Origin of the sequence: Paenibacillus sp. IHBB 10380 (assembly GCF_000949425.1) — a bacterium.
Classification (GTDB): domain Bacteria; phylum Bacillota; class Bacilli; order Paenibacillales; family Paenibacillaceae; genus Paenibacillus_AQ.
In genome coordinates this window covers 5,356,598-5,377,425 of record NZ_CP010976.1, presented here as the reverse complement: position 1 = coordinate 5,377,425, position 20,828 = coordinate 5,356,598, and the positions used below count along the sequence as shown (strand labels likewise).

Genomic DNA, 20,828 nt, shown 5'->3' with positions numbered 1-20,828 from the left:
AATAACAACCAAACTGTTAAGTATCAACAAATTTAAAAGACATCCATTTTCACTCTAAACATGTTCTTTCCCCATAATTTTGGGTATATCATTATAGTAAGTCCATCATTGTGGTAACAATACATCTATGGTTATGAATAGGAGGCTACTGTCTATGTTAAAAAAAATAATTACAAATGGTGGAATGTCCTTGCTTTTCTTGCGATGATGCTAATTAACGTGTTAGTCAGTACGACTACCTTAGTGGGAGGAAGAAAGACGGGGGATGTCTCCGATATGTATCCAACCTATATAACACCTGCTGGATATGCCTTTACCATTTGGTCAGTCATCTATATACTTCTGGCAGGATTTGTGATTTATCAGTTCAGTCGATCGAATGAAAGTCGTGATTCGATACAATCCATCGGAACTTGGTTCATCGTGAGTTGCCTTCTTAATATCGCATGGTTGTTATTATGGCAATATCTATACATAGAGATTTCTGTCATTGCTATGGTTCTACTGCTACTCAGCCTCATGGTCTTATATGTTCGGACCCGTCGTATCTCCTATCCTACAATAGGTGAATTCTGGTTCGTGAAATTACCCTTTAGCCTATACTTAGGATGGATCTGCGTGGCGACTATTCTGAATGTAAGTATAGCTCTTACCAAAAATGAGTGGGGTGCCTTTGAAATTAGCGATGTCACCTGGTCTGTCATCATGCTCTGTGTTGGCAGTGTTCTAGCTATCCTTGTCAGCTTCCCTTACCGTGATAGTGCCTTCCCATTAGTCTTCGTGTGGGCATACATTGCAATAGCAATGGAGCACAGAGAAGTTGACAAGGTCTTCCTTGCTGCTTGCATCCTCGCTGCAATACTGTTCCTTTACGCCATATGGTTATTCTTTATCCGCAATCGGGATCGGGACTAGCGTCGTTCAATGTACACAAAAAGCTGAGCCCACGCAGTTGTGCGCTTGGCTCAGCTTTTTTAAATCATTAAGACTAATTTTTCAATACGATAACTTCAATCTCCACTAATGCATCCTTAGGTAGACGTGCTACCTCAACGGCACTTCGTGCAGGGTATGGCTCAGAGAAGAAAGAACTGTATACTTCATTCATAGCTACAAAGTCATTCATATCTTTTAGAAACACAGTAGTTTTGATAATCTGTCCCATCTCCGCACCTGCAGCTTCTAAAATAGCTTTCACATTATTAAGGGATTGGCGTGTTTGTTCTTGTACGCCCTCACCGAATTGTCCAGTCTCAGGATTAAGTCCTAATTGACCTGATGTATAAATGAAGCCTCCGCCCTCTATCGCTTGGCTATAAGGTCCGATTGCTCCTGGAGCAGACTTCGTTGCAATGACTTGTTTACTCATTATTTATATCTCCTTTCATATGTAGAAACTTCTATTATTGTACCAGCCCTAGTACATGAATAACATCATTAGGATAAATATGTACCCCTGGCGTACCTATTACTGCAATATTTACCATCGCATGTGCCACGGTCTTCGCAGGTATCGCGCGGTATTTCAAGCCATTACCTCGAAAAAGAAAATCGAAGCTCGTCATAAACCATGCTCCTGCCATTTCCCCAAAACGTTTCTCTCCTCGTACACCTAATAACAGTGACGGACGGAATAGATGAACTGAAGATAACCTCAGTCTCGTTAGAGCTTCTTCCAGCTCCCCTTTGGTACGGCTATAGAAAATACGGGACGCAGGATCAGCCCCCATAGATGACACAGATAGAAATTGACGTACTCCAGCCTGCTGGGCCAACTTAGCTGCATGTAAAGGATATTCAAAATCTATTTGGCGGAAACTCTCCTGAGACCCCGCCTTCTTAATTGTTGTGCCTAGACAACAGAACACATCTCGTACATTTACAAACTCATCTCCATACTGATCTAATTCTTCCCAATTTAGAATAATCTGAGTTAGCTTCGGATGCTCCATTTCTAGAGGTCTCCTCACCAGCACCTTCACTTCGTCGTATTCCTCGCGGTCCAGCAATTCTTTAACTACGAATCCACCAACTAAGCCCGTGGCTCCTAACACCATAGCTTGAAATCCCATATATTCCTCCTCGACGTTTTTAAAGCGCTCTTATGTTTCTTTAAGAATACGACGCCCCCACGTTAGAGCAACAAGTAACATAATAACACCTACTGCTGTTTGAAATCCATACTGTTGAATCCATGTCGGCCAGTCGTTCATGACCCTATATATTTGACCACCAAGCAGGGGTCCGAGAAAAGAAGTTAGACCTGTTATTGCTGAATACATCGCAATAAACATCGGTCGTTCACTCTTGGGGGTATCCCCAATGATAAAGTTAAAGGCTAGCTGGTTAAATCCACCGACCCCAACGCCCAATAATATATGTATGACGACTAACACTAGCATCATAGGAAGAATCGCAAGTAAACCCCATGTGAGACTAGATGCTGCTATTAGGGGTAATGTCCAGAATAACAGTGTTTTATTACTAAATTTCACATTCAGATTGCCCCAAATATAAAAACTAGCCATCATAGACACCGTCTGAATGACAGTAAGTAATGAAACGCTTTCATAATTAATATGCAATAAGTCCAACATGACGTAAGAATACAGCGGTACAATTAATGTTTGGAGAAATAACCATCCTGCAAGAAAAATAGTTGATTTCATAAAAGGTCCATCATGTAATGGCCTCTTCATCATCGGAAGAAAGCGATTTTCAACCGAGCGTTCGAAGGGAACGTCTGGATACAAGAAGAACGTACCAATGTTACAAATTGCAAAAAATCCTGCCACACTAAATAAAATTGTAAATGCTACACTACCGGGATAATCATCTAATATCCTGCCGCCTATAAATAACAAAATGCCTCCCAGAGCGTTTAAGAACGTGTTACGAATCCCAAAGTATCTTCCTCTGACTGCTGCTGGTACGATATCACTAATAAGAGATGTCCAGATCATACCCCCCACTGCATTAGCCATAAAGGCCGAGAAATAAACAATAATAAATATCGGGACCCACCATTCCTTAGGGAATAGAAAAGGAATCAGTCCAGTAGCACTCCATAATAACCTGTGTAGAGATACAAATATAATGAGCGTCCATTTACGACTTCTTAATTTCTGAATCATAAATGCAATAAAAATTTGTGCGATGTTAACAAAGGTTGTAATCGCTAGCACAAACCCTACTACACTTGCTCCTGCGCCCAAATACAATAAATATGCTGTCAGAAAAGGGCCTCCCAGAAGAGTCTGGAAAATAGTGGCTGGTACACCTTCCAATGTTGCAATGAACAACTGTTTACGTTGAATCGAGAATTTCCGTCGCTGTCTTCCCTTAGAAGCCGTACGAATGGGGATGCACTCCTTTTAATAAAGGTTGTTTAAAAAGCCATCTATTGATCAGGAAGTAAAGCTAAAGTAGCTTTACTTCTCTCATTTGTCCCCATTCTACACGCACAATATCATCTGTCAATATGATTTAGTGGTAAATATAGCGAAAACTTACTGCCCTCTCCTTCAACGCTTTCCATGTGTATAAAGATAGATTAAGGGATTCATTGTACTCATGAAAAAGAAGCCTAGATCTCAAGGATTTATGCTCCTCATACAAATTTTGATTGTTTACAATTTAAATATAATTGTTATGATAGAACTTATTTATATAAAGGGGTTATACACGTGATTGACCAACCTATTAAAACCTATCTAAGATCCCTCAGCCTACTAGGATCATTGGGTATAATGGGTATATTCTATACCCTACTGAATGGGAGATCTCATGGTGCTTTTATTCTTAATTCACCTATTGATCAGATGATTCCAGTGATACCTGCGATGGGAATCGTATATTTAGGGTGGTATCCATTCATTTTTATAGCGATGGCTTATTTGTGTTGGAAGGATCGTCAGCTTTACATACGTACACTGATTACTATGAACATTAGCCTGATATTCTGTTATTTGATCTACTATTATTTCCAGACGAGTGTTCCACGGCCCATCGTCACAGGTAACAGCTGGGACGTTCTTATACTCCAATATATTTATAGTCAGGATCAGCCCTTTAACTGTTTCCCCAGTATTCACGCTCTTCACTCCTATCTTGTCTTGAGAGCCGCGTGGATTTCGAAGGTTATTCGTAAACGTGCCAGAATCGTTATTTCTATTTGTTCAATTCTGATCATTGTCTCCACTTTTATGATTAAACAGCATGTGATCTATGATGCACTTGGAGCCATTCTTCTCAGCGAAGCAGTCATTCTATTATTACAAGCAGCGTTAAGAATACGCAAAAAAGCCCACATCAAATGGTATGAGAGATACAGTTAATGATAAAAGGAGGGCTAATCCCTCCTTTTGATGTGTCTTTCTTCATTCCCCAACTCCTCAGCAATTGTTATAATGGACTCTTAACTGAGCTCATCCTCATTAATAAAATAAATTTTTAAAACTTGTCCCTTTGATGTGATTTTTTTCACATTAATAGGGATACATATCGTGGTACGATATCACCGAAATACATAAATATTTTATATTTAAAATATTAAATATATCAATTATATATTTTCTCTTAATTAACTATTAAGGTAATTAAATGCAATTATGTTATTAAAATGTGCAACGCAACATTTTAATATATATACTTTATAAAAAAAAATGGAGGTCAATACAAATGAAAAAGAAATGGTCTGTTCTTTTATGCAGCTTGTTACTAGTGGGGATGCTTGCAGCATGTGGTAAGGAAGAGAATGCTGCTCCAGTCACTACAGAACCAGCAACAACTACGGATTCTACAACGCCAGCGGCGACAGAAGAATCTGGTAAGCATGCGGATGGCTCCTATTATGCTGAAGGAGAATTTGATGCAGCAAGTGGATGGAAGCCTTATATCGTTCTTACCGTTAAAGATGGCAAGATTGCTACAGCGGATTGGAACTTTGTAAGTAATAAGGGTGGCCCTGATAAGAAAGCATTAGATAAAGCCGGTAAATATGGCATGAAAGAAAAAGGAAATGCCCAAGCCAACTGGTATGAACAAGCTGCTTCTGCAGAGAAATTCCTAATAGATAAACAAGACCCAGCAGCCATTACGCTCAATGCAGAAGGCAAAACAGATGCAATCACTGGCGTATCCATTCATGTTAGTGACCTAGCTAATCTTTCTAAAAAAGCTCTAGATGCAGGCCCTGCTGAACCAGGTACTTACAAAGACGGATCGTACCATGCAGAAGGTGACCAATTCGATCCTGAATCTGGTTGGAAATCAACAGTTGACCTGACAGTTGCTAATGGCAAAATTATTTATGCTTTTTACAGTGGTGTAAATGAAGCTGGTGATGACAAACAGGCCTACTCTATCGAAGGTAAATATGGAATGAAGGAAAAAGGTGGATCTGCCAGTGAATGGCACGAAGAAGCTCAGGCAGCAGAAGCCTTTCTTATAGAGAAACAAGATCCAGCAGCTTTAGCTGTCAATGCCGAAGGCAAGACAGATGCGATTACAGGCGTTACCATCCATGTTGCGGATTTCGTAACCCTATCTGAAAAAGCACTTGAAGGTGCGAAGTAATCATATTTCCGACATAAACGAGGTGAACTTCTAGTGAAAAAAATAGTCGTTTTGGGCGGAGGCTACGGTGGTGTTCTTACCGCCAAAAAGCTTGCCAGCAAATTCAAAAAAAATGACGATATCGCAATCCAACTGATCGATCGTAACCCTTATCATACTTTGTTAACTGAACTACATGAGGTTGCTGCTAACCGCACACCTGAAGATGCCGTCAAGGTTGATCTCAAGAAGATTTTCGCGAATCAAAAGGTGGATGTTGTCCTTGACGACATTCAAAATATCGATTTCAAAAGCAAAAAACTGAAGTCTGATAAGGCAACTTACGCATATGATTACTTAGTCATTGGTACAGGTAGTAAACCTACTTTCTTCGGAATTCCAGGTGCCGAGGAGAATACCTTTTCACTGTGGTCTTTCGACGATGCCGTTCGCTTGAAACAACAGATTCGCAATATGTTCAGTGAAGCATCCAAGGAATCAGATCCAATCATACGCAAGACGAAATTATCCTTTGTTGTTGTAGGTGCTGGATTCACGGGTGTTGAGCTCGTGGGTGAAATGGCTGAGTTCCGCGACGAGCTTTGCAAAGAATTCTACATTGAACCTAAGGATGTTCGTCTGGTTGTAGCCGATATGGCTCCTAAGATTCTGCCGATTCTCCCAGATAAGCTCATTGCTAAATCTGAGAAACATCTCCGTAAGATGGGCGTAGAGATTATTACGAGCGCCAAAATTACAGGTGTTGAACCGACAGCCGTTAAGCTGGGTGATCAAGAAGTCGCAGCCAATACGATTATATGGACTGCTGGTGTAGAAGGATCTGATCTTGTTGGTACATTAGATGTGAAACAAGAAGGTCGGAAACGTATTGTTACAAACGACAAGCTCCAAAGCTTAGATCACGAGAATGTCTATGTTGTCGGAGACAATATATTTTACATTCCTGAAGGTGAGACTCGCCCGGTTCCACAAATGGTCGAGAATGCTGAAGCTGCTGCTCCAATCATTGCACATAACATTCATTCTGATGTGACTGGCAAGGATAAGAAATCCTACAAGCCTACTTTCCATGGCACCATGGTATCTATTGGTAGTCGCTATGGCGTTGCTAATGTAGGGCTCCCTAGCAAAATGTTTATGCTCACTGGATTTATGGCACTATTATCTAAGCACTTCATCAATATGTTCTATCTATCCATGGTTGCTGGTTTTAATAAAGTATGGACTTATATGATGCATGAATTTTTCCATGTTGAGAACCGTAGAAGCTTTCTAGGAGGCCATTTCTCGAAACGTTCTCCAAATTTCTGGCTTGTCCCTCTTCGGATCTACTTAGGTTGGATGTGGCTCCATGAGGGCTGGGAGAAACTCGGTAAAATTATAGAAGAACCATCTAGGATATTCTTGATCCCTGCTTCTCCTTTGGCAGATGCCACTTCTGCAGCAAGTGAAGCAGTAAGTAATGTTGCGCAAGCGGTGGATGCACAGACTGCAGCTTCTGCTGTTGCCTCAACAGGAGAGACGTTGACAGCCTTACCTGTTCCTGGATTCATTACGAGTCTGATGAATACATTTATGGACATATTCTTCTATCATGCGGACGGTAGCTATACTATCCTAGCTCAAGTATTCCAAACCGGTATGGTGCTTGCAGAGATTACATTTGGTATTCTCCTCATTCTTGGTCTGTTCACAGCCATCGCATCCATTGCAACGGTTGGTATGGGCGTCATGATCTGGACATCTGGTATGGCTCCTTACGAAATGCTCTGGTTTGTAACAGCTGCAATTGCTACAATCGGCGGCTCAGGAAGCGTATTTGGTCTTGACTACTATGTACTTCCTTGGCTCAAGAAACAGTGGAAGAAAATACCGTTAGTGCGGCGTTGGTACCTCTTTACAGATTAAGCCGTGAATGAGTGCCGTAGGTGAAGATACCTTTCAATTGAGAATCATATCACCAACGACCAGATAAACAAATTAGAGTAATGTACAGTCATTGTACATTACTCTCCTTATTTCTAAGGTTATGAAGACTACAGAACCGATTCCAAGGGGTGAAGCTTATGAACGCACAACTTATGAATGAATCCTTACGCTTACTTCAGGCCGAATGTTCACCCAAGGCCGGAATTGAGATGAATATTATAGATCAAACCGATCTACTCGTTATGAGTTCTCTTTTGAATAGTTATGACTTTGTGTATACACGTAAAATACATCTGTTAACGTTATATGCCGTGTTGTCTTTGGCTACTAAACGTCATCAAGACTGTAGTTACACTGACCCTAATCTTACACGCAAAATACTTGACGGAGATTACTTATACAGTCTCTATATTCAATTGGCTCTTCAATTTGATGAGTATGATCTGATCTCATATATGGCACCCCGTATTAAGAAATGGCAAATCAAAGGTGCTGAAGGACATTCCAATGAAGCGTCGTTGTTCACCTACTTGGAACAGTTCTTAAATCTTGAATTCCAACACCATCAGGCCTCTAAGGCCATCGAACAGGTGGGTTAGAGCTATGAACTTACATGTTGCGCTTAACATTAACTTAAAACATATTAATCGAGATATCGAGAATATCGTGAAGCAAGATAAGGATGTTCCTTCTTCTTCTATGCTGTCTGAAAGTATACTGGCTCTCATTCGATCTGGTGGCAAAAGAATCCGTCCGATTATGGTCATCGTGGGAAGTAGGTTCGGCACTACACCCTCTGGGAAACTCCAGATGAAACTTGCAGCTGCAGCTGAATTCATCCATGCGGCTTCACTCATTCATGATGATATCATCGATCATTCAGATATGCGCCGTGGTCAGCCTGCTCTTCATACCAAGACAGGTGTAGCAGAAGCTGTTCATATTGGCAGCTATATGTCAGCTCGCGTAATTGAACTTCTCTCCATGCATTCTACGGATAGAGAACGCTTTGTACATGATTTATCCGCTATTTCAACTGCACAACTCTGTCTAGGTGAATATGAGCAATTAGATCATAAGTATGATTACGACCTCACATCAGAACAGTATCTTGAGAAATCAAGAAATAAGACCGCTCAATTAATGGCCACATGTTTACGGGTTGGAGCGCTGTCTACGGGAACATCAGTCGAGGTTGCTGATCTACTCTATCAATTCGGTGAACACGTTGGCATGTCTTTTCAAATTCAGGATGATTTACTTGATTTCACGCAAACCCCCGAAATGTTAGGTAAACCCGCAGGAAACGATTTAATCCATGGTCAAGTTACGCTTCCCGTTCTATATGCTTTACAAATGCCCGAATTATCACCTCACATACGTGCCATTCATGCTGGTTCAAATCCTGAAGAAATAGAGAACGCCTTACAGCTTATCCGTTCTAGTGGCGCATTAGAAATGACAGAACAGCTAAGCCAGCAATATCTCGCACAAGCTCAAGCTATCATCGATAGCCTGTCCACATTCCCTGCACATCAGGACCTACAGGTACTGCTGCAATATTTCTCAAAGCGTGAGTCTTAGATGGCTCAATATTAAAATCAGTATTAAAAATGTATAGTGTTGATAAATGACCGCTACGCGGACGGATTGTCATTCCGATCGCTGTTGCCCCCAAATTTTCTCAAATATACCGCTGTTTGCGGTAAAATTCGGGGGCAAAGGCGAACGCTGACGCTTCTACACGACAATTCCGTCCTCTCCGCTATGATTCAAGCATAGACTTCTATTTCCAGCAAGCACTGATTATAAATGGAGCCTGAATTAAATTAGAAGAAGTAATTCTAAACATGATCCAACAATGAGAAAGGATTGAGCTATAAGGGTTTATCCCGTATGGCTCAATCCTTTCTCATTTTCTTTATCAATATAATTACTAAATAGAGACGAGACGGTACTATGACCACTTTATTGAAGAAGGGCCATGCTTACCGCCTTTTAGATGAATAATATTAATTATGGCTCAAAAGCAATATCAGTGCTTACAGAATACAACGGATCATGCAGAGGGTAGCGAAGAGGACGGAATTGTTCTGGAGAAGCGATAGCGTTCGCCTTTGCCATTGGATTTCTACCGCTATAGGCGGTATATAATCAAGAAATCTAAGGGCAACAGCGATCGTAAGAATAATCCGTCATCGTAGCGGTCTTCCAACACTAATGTTTATCAAGCACAAGTTTTGGTGTTAAGTCTTTATTATTAGACACAAATAAAGCACCCCCTACATCCGCTAGATTAGGAAGGTGCTTACCGTAACAATCATGATCTAAAGTTAGCCAACAAAGAAGAAATCAATTAACGTAAAGATAACAATAACCATGCTGATCACCTGATTTAAGTTATAGGATGCTACCTTCATCAGTTTAGTATTGTTAGGCTTAATGATCCCATGTTCCGTCATGAGAAGAATAGCAGCGATACCTAGACCAACAAGATATATCCAGCTTAGATGTCTAGCATAATATAAGAATAATAGTAGCATCATCATGATCAGATGCATCCCTTTAGCCATCCATAGAGCAGACTTCAATCCGAAGAAGCTTGGAATAGACCAGAGACCATGACTTCGATCAAATTCAATATCCTGCGTACCATAGATAACATCAAACCCTGCAATCCAGAGCATCACCACGGTTCCCAGCACGAAAGGTGTGAATGCAAATTGCCCGGTGACAGCGAACCATGCACCAATCGGTGCAGAGGCAATAACAAAACCTAGGTAGAGATGGCTAAGCCACGTAAACCGCTTCGTGTACGAGTATACCGTGATAAGAACAATGGCTACTGGCGATAAGATCATACATAACGGATTAAGCATCGAAGCGGCACATATGAATATTACATAATTGATGATGACGAATATCGTTACTTCTCTCGTCTGAAGTAGCCGTTGAGGAAGATGGCGACTAGCTGTGCGTGGATTCTGTGCATCATACTTACGATCCGCTAGTCGATTGAAGGCATTAGCTCCATTCCGAGCACCAATTAGTGCAATCAATCCCCATATCATCACCCATGCCGAAGGCCAGCCTTCCGCCGCCCACACCATGGAAATGATAGCGAAGGGAAGTGAGAATAACGTGTGTGAGAACATCACAAGTTCACCAAATTGTTTGGTCTTATGAAATATTGTTTTCCTTGTCATCGTTGTTCCAGCGTTCATCTGATGGTCCACTCCCCTTCTTAAATCTCTACCTTCTCAGGAAGCTCTAAACTATTTAATACAGCATCTAGTGCAGCTATCATATTCTCAATATCTTCTTGCTGAATAATTAATGGGGGTTGAAAGGCTAATACATTACGATAAATGCCATTCTTACCAATCAGGTAGCCCTGATCCTTCATCTTCTCAAGCACCTGATCCACATATTCAGCACCGAGATTCGGATGATTAGTAAGTAATTCAACGCCAATCATTAGTCCCTTTCCTCGCACTTCCGAGATAACGAAGGAATGCTTATGCATAAGTTCCTCCAACGCTTGTATGAACATATCCCCTATACGCTCTGAGCGTTCCACAAGCTTTTCTTCACGGATATAATCCAACACAGCCATGGCTGTAACAGAAGATACTGGATTACCTCCAAAGGTGGACGCTGACGGTCGATTCAAAGACTTCGCTATATGATCTGTTGTAGCAAAAGCAGCCACGGGAACACCATTGCCTAACGCCTTTGCCATAGAAATAATATCCGGCACAACGTCGAAGTGCTCCATGGCGAACATCCGACCTGTACGACCAAACCCCGTCTGAATTTCATCTGCGATCATGAGAATGCCATACGATTCAAGACGCCGCTTAACCTCTCGGAAGTATCCCTCCGCAGGCAGGATGATACCCCCATTTCCCTGAATCGGCTCGATGATCATGGCAGCAATTGAATGACCTTTAACTTCCAGCACCTCATCTAACGCCTTCAATGATAGCTCGGCTGCTTCGACTGGAGTCATCTCAGCGTCATATGGACGGGGAATGAAGGACACATCCTCATCATCCAAGAATGGGTCCGTGCGCCACATAGACAAACCCGTAACACTCATCGTCAGATTACTACGACCATGTAGGCTATGCTCTAGTGAAATAAACCCTTTTCGTCCAGTATGCATACGTGCCAATAGAAGTGCTCCTTCATTAGCCTCTGTACCACTGTTAACAAAGAATGTACGACGGAGTGAACCCGGCAATACTTCTGCCAATCTTTCCGCCAGATCTACAATCGGCTGAGTTAAATAGATGGTCGAGGTATGTTGCAACTTCTTCAATTGCTGGACCGTTGCTTCCGTAATCGTTGGATTACAGTGACCACACGCAACAACAGACACACCGGCAAAGAAATCTGTATACATATTCCCCTGCTCGTCATATAGATGCTGCATAGAGCCACTGACGATTTGAGCTGGATTCTTATAGAAATGCTGGGTACAAGGATAGAAGTACGATTGCCGCTTAACCTTAATCTCTTCCGGTCCAATATGTTGTTCCATCGTTGCTTTCATCTACGTAATCTCCTCCATGTCTAGTTGGTATGCGATGTAACAAAAGATATTTAATTAAATTGCAAAGCTCCTAGCGTATATCCAGCATATACGGGTTGTAGTTGTTCAAATTGCTCTCCAGCAGAAGACTGCCCTTCCATAGCAGATTTATAAGCACGAATAATCGTACGCAGGTCATTTACAGCATAGGTGGCTCCCTCAATCCTTAAGCACGATAGACCCGCTTCAGCTAAATCCGTAACCATCGGTAAATAACATAGCTCTTTAGCCGATGTGAGATGGTTGCGTCCATTTTGATCTCGATATACTGGATTCTCACCCTTATCCGTCATCAGCACGAGTACTGAATTATCTACATATTGATTATCCTCTTCCGCTACTGGCTCCAATAGCTCTGTATTCTCATACAGGTCATGATCCATATACATCACTGTCGGCGTTCCATGTACCACGGCTTCCAACGGAACTTTTGTATGTTGCAACAGTCCTGCGAAATGCTCGGCTGTCATTTCTCCGGAAAGCGTCAATCGTGTAACTCCTAGATTGGCATACATTTCTGCTGACAAATGATTGTAGATATTCAAGCTAACATCTCCTATCATGGCATAGCCCTTATCCGCAAAAGCATGAATAGCACCGATACTGGTAACCAATATTCCGTCAATGCCAAGAGGCTCTTTGGATAACAATTCACTATATTGCTCGAAATGTAGCTCTGTCATCATTCTTGGGAGACCCAGATACAGCTTGGTTTGGCCTTTAATACCACTTAGCTCAGCTATATCCTTCTTCGTGAAAGGTACATCGGGAAGGAATACATCTCCCGAGAGATATAAATGATCGGCACCCTCTTCTATCACCATACGAGCCTGATCCATATTATTAACTCTAACAGCCAGCTCAGCACGAGCATGCTCATTCCGATCTACTTGAAGTAGGCGCTGCTGTAACTCTAATACTCGTTCTCCTGTTAATGCTCGTTCCGCAGTAGGTGTACTGAACACTTTACCTGTGCTATAGAATTTCCCTGTCCCTTCATACCGGCGATTAATGTTAGTCAAACCAGGTTTACCAAAAGCATAGGCAGTAGAGAAATCGCGTTTACGGTTATCATACAACGTCTTACTATCTTGGGTACGATTAAAACCAATAGGATCTTCAATATAACGATCAATAGCATCACCGTAGCTGTTAACAAGTGAAAGAATGAAATTCAGATCCCGCATTCGACCTTCAATTTTGAAAGAACAAATGCCTGATTCAATAAGCTCCGGAATATTCTCATACATATACATATCCTTAACGGCCATTGGATAATCGGTAGGGTAGACGTAGCCATCTTTTTTCACGCGATATTCCCATCTGCAAGGTTTCATGCATTTACCCCGACTTCCACTCATCCCAAAAACGACCGAACTAAAGCTACAGTTAGCGCCGTCCGCTACGCACATATCTCCATGAATGAAATACTCCAGTTCAATTCCACTTTGATTCCAGATGTAACGTGCAGTCTGAAGATCCATCTCCCTGGAGGCCACGACACGAGCTACCCCTAGCTCTTTCAAGGCCCGAACCATTTCTAGATTATGTACATTCATCATGACAGAAGAATGAATTGTAAGATCTAACTTCATTTCTTTGATCAACATCAATATGGCGTAATCCTGTACGAGTATAGCATCCACATTAGCTTGTTCCAGGAATTGTAGATAGGCTCTCGCTTCCTCTACATCCTCCTCACTGAGCAGGTTATTCACAGTAACATACACTTTTTTATTCAAAGCATGGGCCATCTCCGCTGCCGTAACAATCTCCTCTAACGTGAAGTTATAACCTTTACGCATCATCCGCATATTAAGGCTTGGTCCTCCAAAATAAACAGCATCACAAGATGCCTGAATAACTTCCTTAAAAATATCAAATGTACCTACCGGTGCAAGCAACTCTATCTCTTTACCATTAAAAATTCGTGTCATAATGATCCCTCCATGTATGTTATAGACGAGTTAGTAAATACTCCATATTTCTTGAGCTCCATAATTCGACATGACTACAATAGCCACAGCCAACAGAATAAACAAACTAATAAACAACGTATCCCGACTCCTCCATACAAGACGGTGAAACTTCGTGCGGGGCTCTCCCATTCGAAACCCACGAGCTTCCATAGAATGGACAAGATCTTCCGCCCGCCGAAATGCCCCTACGGTTACAGGCACAAGCAGGGATACTAACATTTTCCCTTTTTCCTTCCACGGTAGCTCCTTCAGATCTGCCCCTCTTGAGGCTTGCGCCTTCAGAATAATCTGGGTCTCTTCCAGAATCGTCGGAATGAACCGAAGCGATATACTGATCATGAGAGAGAGTCGATCAGGTGATACACGTATCCATCGAAGTGGGCTTAATACACCTTCTAGCCCTTGATTAAGACGACCTGGTGTCGTTGTAAACGTTAGAATCGCTGTAAACGATACTAACAGTGCCATCCGCAGTACCGAGAATAACCCCATTTCAAATCCTTCTCTATACAGATGCCATGATCCAATGCTCATCAGCACAGAACCCGTGACATCCTTCACCTTCAAACACTGAACAATAAAAATAAAGATCATCAATATTCGAAGGGGCTTCGTAACCTTAAGATAATATTTAATATGAATGCGCGTGAACGCCATTATAGCTATAGAAAATGCAAGCACAAGAGCTATCTCTAGCCAAGTGTTCGACATGATAATGATGGAAACATACAGGATCATGGCTATCAATTTGGCTCTAGGATCCAATCTGTGTACCCATGATCCGGTATCTATCGTTCGACCAATCCATAGTTTCTCATTCATAACGAGCCTTCTTCCTCTTGCAACCGTTCAGAGTGAACTAACTGTTCCAATCGTTGTGCCATGGCTTCAACTGTTAAGCAAGGGGATTCTTCGCTTATTCCATAGCGTTTCGCTAAAGAGTCCCACAATCGTAGCGACTGAGGCACTGCTAGCCCGTAGGCCTCCAGCTGTGCCGATTGCTGTACTAATGCCTTCACCGTCCCTTGAAATACAGCTTCTCCCTCATTCAGAATGACCCATTGATCCGCATACGGTAACAATTCATCCATCCGGTGCGTGACCACGATCACCGTCCGTCCTTCCTCGCGACATAGCCCATGGAGCAGTTCAATCAGCTCCGCGCGACTCACAGGATCTAATGTTGCCGTAGGCTCATCTAACACTAATATATCAGGGTCCATTGCAAGGACTGAGGCGATCGCAACTTTACGCATTTGTCCGCCACTTAGTTGAAATGGATTACGTGACAGAAGCGCTAAATCAAGACCCATACGTTCCATCGCAGTTACTGCCCGTTGTTTCGCTTCAGCCAAAGTACAACCAAAGTTTAACGGACCAAAGCACAGATCCTTCTCCACTGTATCCTCGAACAGCTGCTGTTCAGGAAATTGAAAGACAAGTCCCACTCTTTTGCGTAAATCTTTCAGCTTCTTAGCTTTCTCACCCGCATGAATGGCTACATCTAATATCTGAACCGATCCTTCTGTTGGCTGCAATATACCGTTAAACATTTGCAATAACGTGGACTTGCCAGATCCAGTTGCCCCCGAGACCCCTATTAACTTCCCTAATTCCATATGCAGATTCACATGACGCAACGCCATTTGGCTCCACACGCTACGAGAGTCATAAATATAACTTACTTCATTAAATGTAATGGCCATATTTCCTCCCAGAGTTCCTTGTCGCAACCAAGATCAAGCAAGTCTATCCCTCGCCTGTGCAGCTCATTCCTTAGCCTTACCGCAAAAGGTGCTATCAAATGGCATTTTTGTAATAGCTCATCATTCTGAAATAGTTCTGCTGGTGATATATCAGCAATTAACTTCCCTTCATGCAGTGCCAGTACTCGCTCTGAAGCAGCTATCTCCTCTGCATCATGAGTAATCGATAGGATGGTGTATTGTCCACTCTGATGCATTTCAGATACAATCGTAGTTAATTCATTTCTCGTCCTCTCATCCAGCATAGAAGAGGCTTCATCCAGAATCACAACTTCAGGCTCCATGGCTAGAATGGATGCAATGGCTACCCTCTGTTTCTGTCCTCCGGATAGCTCACTAGGATGCTTGTGTAACAGCTCGGTGATGCCCAGCTTAATCGCATAGGAGGCAAGTCGTTTCTCCATCTCTTCTATGGAAAGACACTGACCTTCAAGGCCAAATACAATATCCTCTTCCACCGTGGCGCCGATAAATTGGTTGTCAGGATTCTGGAAAACCATCCCAACCTTCTTCCGTATATCTCCTATTGTTGCTGGGATAAGCGCCATACCCTCTACTGAAATCTGTCCATCGGTCATAGGAAGCAGTCCATTAATGAGCTTCACTAGCGTTGATTTCCCACAGCCATTGGCTCCAACTAATGTCACCCATTGCCCTTGAGGGATACTAAGCGAGATATCCTCCAGCACAGGGCGATCTTTCCCATAGCCTGAGCTGACACCCGTGAATTGAACAGCTGGATCTCGTTGACTCTGGACACATCCGGTTTCAATCTCTTCCTCCACCCCTGTTTGATGCGATAACATGTTGTTTCCCTCTCTTCTACTCAAGGATTGGTCTGAAGATCTTCGAACAAAGACAGCTTAGATAAGGAAGGTATTAAATACTGAACTGCGATTCCAACTAGAATCCCTGTCACTAAACCAGTTAATAGCAGCAGCGGCATATAGTAATAGATATTAGCCGTTCGAAATACGATCGAAGCTGCTGTGATTTGCCCAAAATTATGGGCAACCCCACCTATAATACTGATCCCAATAAGACTGATTTGTTTACGTCCCAATTTCATCAATGCGAACATGACAATAAAGCTAAAAAGGGATCCTAGTAAACTAAACAGTAAGCTAGAGAAAGTTCCGAAAATAAAGGCGGTCACCACGGTCTTCATAATGACAAGTAAGAGAGCATCTCGTCCCCGCAAGAAATATAAACAGGTGAGAATCATAATATTAGCAAGCCCTAACTTCGCTCCTGGCAGCTGTATGTTAATAGGAATAATAGACTCTACTATACTTAGTACAACCGCAACAGCAGCAAAGATGGCAATAATTACTGTTTTTTTCAAAGCTAACGTGGATTCCTCATTGGACAACGGCATCAGGTTCATCTCCTACGTCTTGTATCCCATTAATTTCAACCATAACTCTATGCGGCAGACAGATGATGCTCTGCTTAGACTTGGTAATAAATCCAAACGACAGACACACTTGGTCTGGACAGTCTGCATCATACATTTCGACTCCGTAGTCATGCACTTTCAGAATGTTGTGGCCTCGTGCCGTTTTGATGTCATAATTTTGTTCTTCCTTTGTCAACGTTACGGTCTTATAAAACTCTCCATCCACCGTGATGTCTGCCGTAAGAGGAATGTGACTTTTTTCACTATCATTTTCAGGAAGCCACCTAGGAACTAAGAAAAACAGGGCCACTGCAACAACTATTGTAATGATAAGTAAATCTCCGCGTTTCATGGATAACTCCCTTATATTTTAATTATCTAAATCTTTGACGCCTTAATTATACCCATGATACTACGATGCATCAATGCAAAACCCCTCAAATTTAAAGGATGTCACAGAAACATCAAATTTGAGATAATATCAGTAAATAGTTGTTCATTGTATGATATTTATCACACTCTTCAACTACTTATTTTTGTTATAATCCATGTCGAAATCTAGGGAAAAATGGGGAATGTTTATGAAAAACCGAACAATGACACCACTACTACTATTGCTAGCTTTTGTCATCAGTTTAACGGGTTGCGGAAACTCGAAACAATCCTCTGCAAAAGTCGAGCCCGTATCTAAATCATTTTATGTTTTTGAGACTATTGTTCAAGTGAAGGTGTTCGATAGCGGAACTACGGAACAGAACTTTACGGATATCAAAGAAATTCTAGATACCATTGAGATTCAAATGAATCCAAGTAATGACAAGAGTGAAATTTCCGACGTCAATAGAAATGCGGGAATACAGCCTGTGAAGGTGTCAGATGAAACTTTCAAGGTCGTCTCCAAAGCACTGGACTATACAGAACGCTCCAAAGGGGGCTTCAACTTGGCTATTGGTTCTCTTGTCTCACTGTGGAATATTGGTCATGAGGGCGCGCATGTTCCTACAGCGGACCAGATCGCAGATGCGATGAAAGTTATTGATTATAAGAACGTTACCCTCGATGCTGACAAGAAAGAAATTTACCTAAGTGAAAAGGGAATGTCTATTGATCTAGGCGCAATCGCTAAAGGCTATGCGGCGGATAAGATTGTGGAATATTTACAAGACAAAGGGTTCAAGAGCGCCATCGTTGATCTTGGTGGAAATGTATTTGCAATGGGCAAGAAGCCTGGCGATCAGCTCTGGACGATTGGAATTCAAGATCCTAACGAATCACGTGGAAATCCTATCGGCAATATTCATGTGAATAACCAGACAATTGTAACTTCTGGCATTTATGAACGGTTCTTTGTAGAGGACGGGAAGCATTACCATCACCTTCTTGATTCGAAGACAGGATTCCCCATCGATAATAACCTGAGTAGCTTAACCATACTCACAGATAAATCCATTGATGCTGATGGGTTGTCCACCAGTGTCTACGCCTTAGGCATTGAAGAAGGCTTGAAATTCATTGAGAATTTAGAACACACAGAAGCGCTCTTCATCACTAAGGATAAGAAGATCTATGCTTCCTCAGGCTTTCAGGAACTACTTGAGATGACCAATGATGAATACACATTAATCACGGGCAATGAGAAATAGTTATATGACCAAGGGTATGCCATTTCCAGTTCACAATCCCACAAGGATGGCATTCGTTCACTGATAAATATTTAACAAAAAATCCCCTGATGGCTTGGCGTTCAAGCATTCAGGGGATTTCTATATTCAGTAACGGAGAAAAGGAAGAACCCCCTTTAGATGAGTTCATTTCACGTTATGTTTGTTCTCTTTCCCTCATGTGATCCACAAATAATTTAGCATATGTGGGATCCCACTGGATACCTCTTCCTTCTTCAAGGATAGAAAGCGCCTGTTTATATTCCATCCCTCTACGATAAGGGCGATCTGAGGTCATAGCATCATAGGCATCTGCTACAGCGATAATGCGTCCTAATCTCGGAATTCCTTCCCCCACCAGCCCGTCTGGATATCCTTTGCCATCGAAACGTTCATGATGAGATCTTACACCTGAAAGATATGGTGCCATCGCCTCCTTAGGCTGAATCTGCGCTAATATATTCACTCCCATTGTAGTATGAGTCTTGATATGATCAAATTCATCATCTGTCAATCGACCTTCCTTGAGCAGAACACCATCGCTAATACCAATCTTACCGATATCATGTAGTAAGGCCGATCTACGGATGATCCCAATATCTTCATTGGACATCCCAGCGAGAGTACCAATCAGCACGGCATATTCTGTAACACGAATTGAATGCCCCGCTGTGTACGCATCTCTTGCATCTAATGCTGCGGCAAGTGTAGAGAAATAACTATCTAACATATCCCTATTTTTCTTCTCCCGTTCCTCAAGCCCCTTAACCATCATATTAAAACCTGCGACTAATTTAGAAAATTCATCCGAATAGGAATTGGTTATTTGTACTAATTCACCTTTCCTTACCTTATCCATAGCATCATATAACTGTCCTATCGGTCGCTGGACATCTTGTGTAATCAAACATGCACCCAAATATGAAAAGCCAATACTAATAAATAAAATAAGTCCCGCCCATACCCAGTAATCCTTTACTATTTCGCTGTTCATATTTCCTAACCGAATTTGTGCGGCTATACTGAATAATATTAAGGGAGATATTCCTATTAACATGGCACTAAACAAGAACTTAAGCCGTATGGAAGAGAAAGAATGTCCCTCAGCTAAGAAATCGACACCGCAGTGATTTATCCCTTGTTTCCTAAACTCGATAACGATCGGACGTATAGCTACTGTTGTTAGGAAAAACTCAACCATAGCATGCATACTAGCTACCAAAAATGCACCTATAACAGCCAAACTAATGTAATAATAAGGAAAATGAAGTAATTTCTCATGCACCATCCAACTTGCTAACAAAATTGCTGGTACTGACACCCCCACTAAATGTGGACCTAGAATACGGTATACCGAAAGTTTTGGAAGACAGTGAGTCTGAATGTAAGCCTTCTCCATAATACTTATGTCTGTTGATTCATGAAGCAAGCCCCTGCGGATCGGACGAATATGCCTAAAAAAAACAGTGATCTCTGCTGTCATCATCACGACTAAAGAAAACAAAAGTATAAGAATTAGTCGCTTAATCTCTACTGAAGAACTTTCCAATGTCGTAATCATCATTACGCTTCCCATAACCATGGCTGCCATAATCGAACCTAGAATATAATTAAATATCAACTTCATCAAAAAAGCCTTATAAAACCTCTCTCTTACAGCGCGTATACTCTGGTCTTTATCATCATGGGCTTGTTTGATATTCATCATATTTGCGCCTTCCTATATTTAAATAGCGAGATTATCGGTACTATAAATATCGGCTAAACACGCAAAAAAAATGATATATATTCAGATTTGATATTTAGCCTTAAATGGACAAATTATTTTAAATATTGAAAATACGTTGATATCCGAACTTATTTATGATACAATAATTATTAGATCGTTAATTTAACCCCATATTTGTTCCTCGTAAGAAG

19 protein-coding genes are annotated in these 20,828 nt (G+C 41.7%); 7 read left to right on the top strand and 12 right to left on the bottom strand.

The window, feature by feature from the left end; genetic code table 11:
- The first annotated feature begins 204 nt into the window (after positions 1-204).
- Positions 205-915 carry a tryptophan-rich sensory protein gene (locus tag UB51_RS24385; RefSeq protein WP_044879524.1) on the top strand — a complete coding sequence of 237 codons (711 nt, stop codon included), beginning with the start codon at positions 205-207 and terminating at the stop codon, positions 913-915.
- A 73-nt stretch (positions 916-988) separates the two neighbouring features.
- Here UB51_RS24385 and UB51_RS24380 read toward each other — a convergent pair whose 3' ends face one another.
- From UB51_RS24380 to UB51_RS24370, 3 genes are read right to left on the bottom strand one after another with little or no spacing between them, the layout of a single operon-like run.
- On the bottom strand, positions 989-1,369 hold the full coding sequence (locus UB51_RS24380) for a RidA family protein (protein ID WP_044879523.1): 381 nt from the start codon (positions 1,367-1,369) through the stop codon (positions 989-991).
- A 34-nt stretch (positions 1,370-1,403) separates the two neighbouring features.
- Positions 1,404-2,072, bottom strand: coding sequence for an oxidoreductase (locus UB51_RS24375; protein WP_044879522.1), 669 nt, complete (start codon positions 2,070-2,072; stop codon positions 1,404-1,406).
- Between the two features lie 30 nt (positions 2,073-2,102).
- Positions 2,103-3,296, bottom strand: a complete 1,194-nt coding sequence (locus UB51_RS24370) for an MFS transporter (protein ID WP_234405689.1) — start codon at positions 3,294-3,296, stop codon at positions 2,103-2,105.
- Between the two features lie 390 nt (positions 3,297-3,686).
- Between UB51_RS24370 and UB51_RS24365 the strand changes: the two genes are divergently transcribed.
- The 5 genes from UB51_RS24365 to UB51_RS24345 all read left to right on the top strand — a co-directional run bounded on the left by UB51_RS24365 (position 3,687) and on the right by UB51_RS24345 (position 9,090).
- Entirely contained in the window at positions 3,687-4,337 is a 651-nt protein-coding gene (locus UB51_RS24365; protein WP_052676065.1) for a phosphatase PAP2 family protein, read from the top strand.
- 343 nt (positions 4,338-4,680) lie between these two features.
- Complete coding sequence (locus UB51_RS24360; RefSeq protein WP_044879520.1) at positions 4,681-5,577, top strand: hypothetical protein; 897 nt, start codon at positions 4,681-4,683, stop codon at positions 5,575-5,577.
- Positions 5,578-5,610: 33 nt separating this feature from the next.
- The gene (locus UB51_RS24355; protein WP_044879519.1) at positions 5,611-7,485 is read left to right on the top strand and encodes an FAD-dependent oxidoreductase; all 1,875 of its coding nucleotides are present in this window, start codon (positions 5,611-5,613) and stop codon (positions 7,483-7,485) included.
- Positions 7,486-7,643: 158 nt separating this feature from the next.
- On the top strand, positions 7,644-8,105 hold the full coding sequence (locus UB51_RS24350; protein ID WP_044879518.1) for a hypothetical protein: 462 nt from the start codon (positions 7,644-7,646) through the stop codon (positions 8,103-8,105).
- 4 nt (positions 8,106-8,109) lie between these two features.
- Positions 8,110-9,090 (top strand): polyprenyl synthetase family protein, encoded by a 981-nt coding sequence (locus UB51_RS24345; protein WP_044879517.1) that lies wholly within the window; start codon positions 8,110-8,112, stop codon positions 9,088-9,090.
- Positions 9,091-9,839: 749 nt separating this feature from the next.
- Here UB51_RS24345 and UB51_RS24340 read toward each other — a convergent pair.
- The 8 genes from UB51_RS24340 to UB51_RS24305 are packed head-to-tail and all read right to left on the bottom strand — an operon-like array spanning position 9,840 to position 17,599.
- The gene (locus UB51_RS24340; protein ID WP_234405497.1) at positions 9,840-10,730 is read right to left on the bottom strand and encodes a UbiA-like polyprenyltransferase; all 891 of its coding nucleotides are present in this window, start codon (positions 10,728-10,730) and stop codon (positions 9,840-9,842) included.
- Positions 10,731-10,750: 20 nt separating this feature from the next.
- Complete coding sequence (locus UB51_RS24335; RefSeq protein WP_234405496.1) at positions 10,751-12,064, bottom strand: aspartate aminotransferase family protein; 1,314 nt, start codon at positions 12,062-12,064, stop codon at positions 10,751-10,753.
- Between the two features lie 50 nt (positions 12,065-12,114).
- Entirely contained in the window at positions 12,115-14,040 is a 1,926-nt protein-coding gene (locus tag UB51_RS24330) for a peptidase U32 family protein (RefSeq protein WP_044879516.1), read from the bottom strand.
- Positions 14,041-14,070: 30 nt separating this feature from the next.
- Positions 14,071-14,904 carry an energy-coupling factor transporter transmembrane component T family protein gene (locus tag UB51_RS24325; RefSeq protein ID WP_044879515.1) on the bottom strand — a complete coding sequence of 278 codons (834 nt, stop codon included), beginning with the start codon at positions 14,902-14,904 and terminating at the stop codon, positions 14,071-14,073.
- Positions 14,901-15,788 carry an energy-coupling factor transporter ATPase gene (locus UB51_RS24320; RefSeq protein ID WP_044879514.1) on the bottom strand — a complete coding sequence of 296 codons (888 nt, stop codon included), beginning with the start codon at positions 15,786-15,788 and terminating at the stop codon, positions 14,901-14,903. The genes UB51_RS24325 and UB51_RS24320 overlap by 4 nt, the downstream gene beginning before the upstream one ends.
- Positions 15,764-16,654 carry an ATP-binding cassette domain-containing protein gene (locus UB51_RS24315; RefSeq protein ID WP_044879513.1) on the bottom strand — a complete coding sequence of 297 codons (891 nt, stop codon included), beginning with the start codon at positions 16,652-16,654 and terminating at the stop codon, positions 15,764-15,766. The genes UB51_RS24320 and UB51_RS24315 overlap by 25 nt, the downstream gene beginning before the upstream one ends.
- A 20-nt stretch (positions 16,655-16,674) precedes the next feature.
- Positions 16,675-17,226 (bottom strand): Gx transporter family protein, encoded by a 552-nt coding sequence (locus UB51_RS24310; protein ID WP_044879512.1) that lies wholly within the window; start codon positions 17,224-17,226, stop codon positions 16,675-16,677.
- Positions 17,210-17,599 carry a NusG domain II-containing protein gene (locus tag UB51_RS24305; RefSeq protein ID WP_044879511.1) on the bottom strand — a complete coding sequence of 130 codons (390 nt, stop codon included), beginning with the start codon at positions 17,597-17,599 and terminating at the stop codon, positions 17,210-17,212. The genes UB51_RS24310 and UB51_RS24305 overlap by 17 nt, the downstream gene beginning before the upstream one ends.
- A gap of 229 nt (positions 17,600-17,828) precedes the next feature.
- Here UB51_RS24305 and UB51_RS24300 point away from each other — a divergent pair, with 229 nt between their 5' ends.
- Positions 17,829-18,890, top strand: a complete 1,062-nt coding sequence (locus UB51_RS24300) for an FAD:protein FMN transferase (RefSeq protein WP_052676064.1) — start codon at positions 17,829-17,831, stop codon at positions 18,888-18,890.
- Positions 18,891-19,065: 175 nt separating this feature from the next.
- Here the strand turns inward: UB51_RS24300 and UB51_RS24295 are convergent, their stop codons facing one another.
- A complete protein-coding gene (locus tag UB51_RS24295) occupies positions 19,066-20,616 on the bottom strand; it encodes an HD domain-containing phosphohydrolase (RefSeq protein ID WP_199924969.1) in 1,551 nt (516 codons plus the stop codon).
- Positions 20,617-20,828: the final 212 nt, after the last annotated feature.

Coding starts and splice junctions, on each gene's coding strand:
- UB51_RS24325 (WP_044879515.1), bottom strand. CDS start 14,904: ATGAATGAGAAACTATGGATTGGTCGAACGATAGATACCGGATCATGG.
- UB51_RS24295 (WP_199924969.1), bottom strand. CDS start 20,616: ATGATGAATATCAAACAAGCCCATGATGATAAAGACCAGAGTATACGC.
- UB51_RS24345 (WP_044879517.1), top strand. CDS start 8,110: ATGAACTTACATGTTGCGCTTAACATTAACTTAAAACATATTAATCGA.
- UB51_RS24330 (WP_044879516.1), bottom strand. CDS start 14,040: ATGACACGAATTTTTAATGGTAAAGAGATAGAGTTGCTTGCACCGGTA.
- UB51_RS24380 (WP_044879523.1), bottom strand. CDS start 1,369: ATGAGTAAACAAGTCATTGCAACGAAGTCTGCTCCAGGAGCAATCGGA.
- UB51_RS24340 (WP_234405497.1), bottom strand. CDS start 10,730: ATGAACGCTGGAACAACGATGACAAGGAAAACAATATTTCATAAGACC.
- UB51_RS24305 (WP_044879511.1), bottom strand. CDS start 17,599: ATGAAACGCGGAGATTTACTTATCATTACAATAGTTGTTGCAGTGGCC.
- UB51_RS24335 (WP_234405496.1), bottom strand. CDS start 12,064: ATGAAAGCAACGATGGAACAACATATTGGACCGGAAGAGATTAAGGTT.
- UB51_RS24310 (WP_044879512.1), bottom strand. CDS start 17,226: ATGCCGTTGTCCAATGAGGAATCCACGTTAGCTTTGAAAAAAACAGTA.
- UB51_RS24385 (WP_044879524.1), top strand. CDS start 205: ATGATGCTAATTAACGTGTTAGTCAGTACGACTACCTTAGTGGGAGGA.
- UB51_RS24375 (WP_044879522.1), bottom strand. CDS start 2,072: ATGGGATTTCAAGCTATGGTGTTAGGAGCCACGGGCTTAGTTGGTGGA.
- UB51_RS24350 (WP_044879518.1), top strand. CDS start 7,644: ATGAACGCACAACTTATGAATGAATCCTTACGCTTACTTCAGGCCGAA.
- UB51_RS24360 (WP_044879520.1), top strand. CDS start 4,681: ATGAAAAAGAAATGGTCTGTTCTTTTATGCAGCTTGTTACTAGTGGGG.
- UB51_RS24315 (WP_044879513.1), bottom strand. CDS start 16,654: ATGTTATCGCATCAAACAGGGGTGGAGGAAGAGATTGAAACCGGATGT.
- UB51_RS24320 (WP_044879514.1), bottom strand. CDS start 15,788: ATGGCCATTACATTTAATGAAGTAAGTTATATTTATGACTCTCGTAGC.
- UB51_RS24300 (WP_052676064.1), top strand. CDS start 17,829: ATGAAAAACCGAACAATGACACCACTACTACTATTGCTAGCTTTTGTC.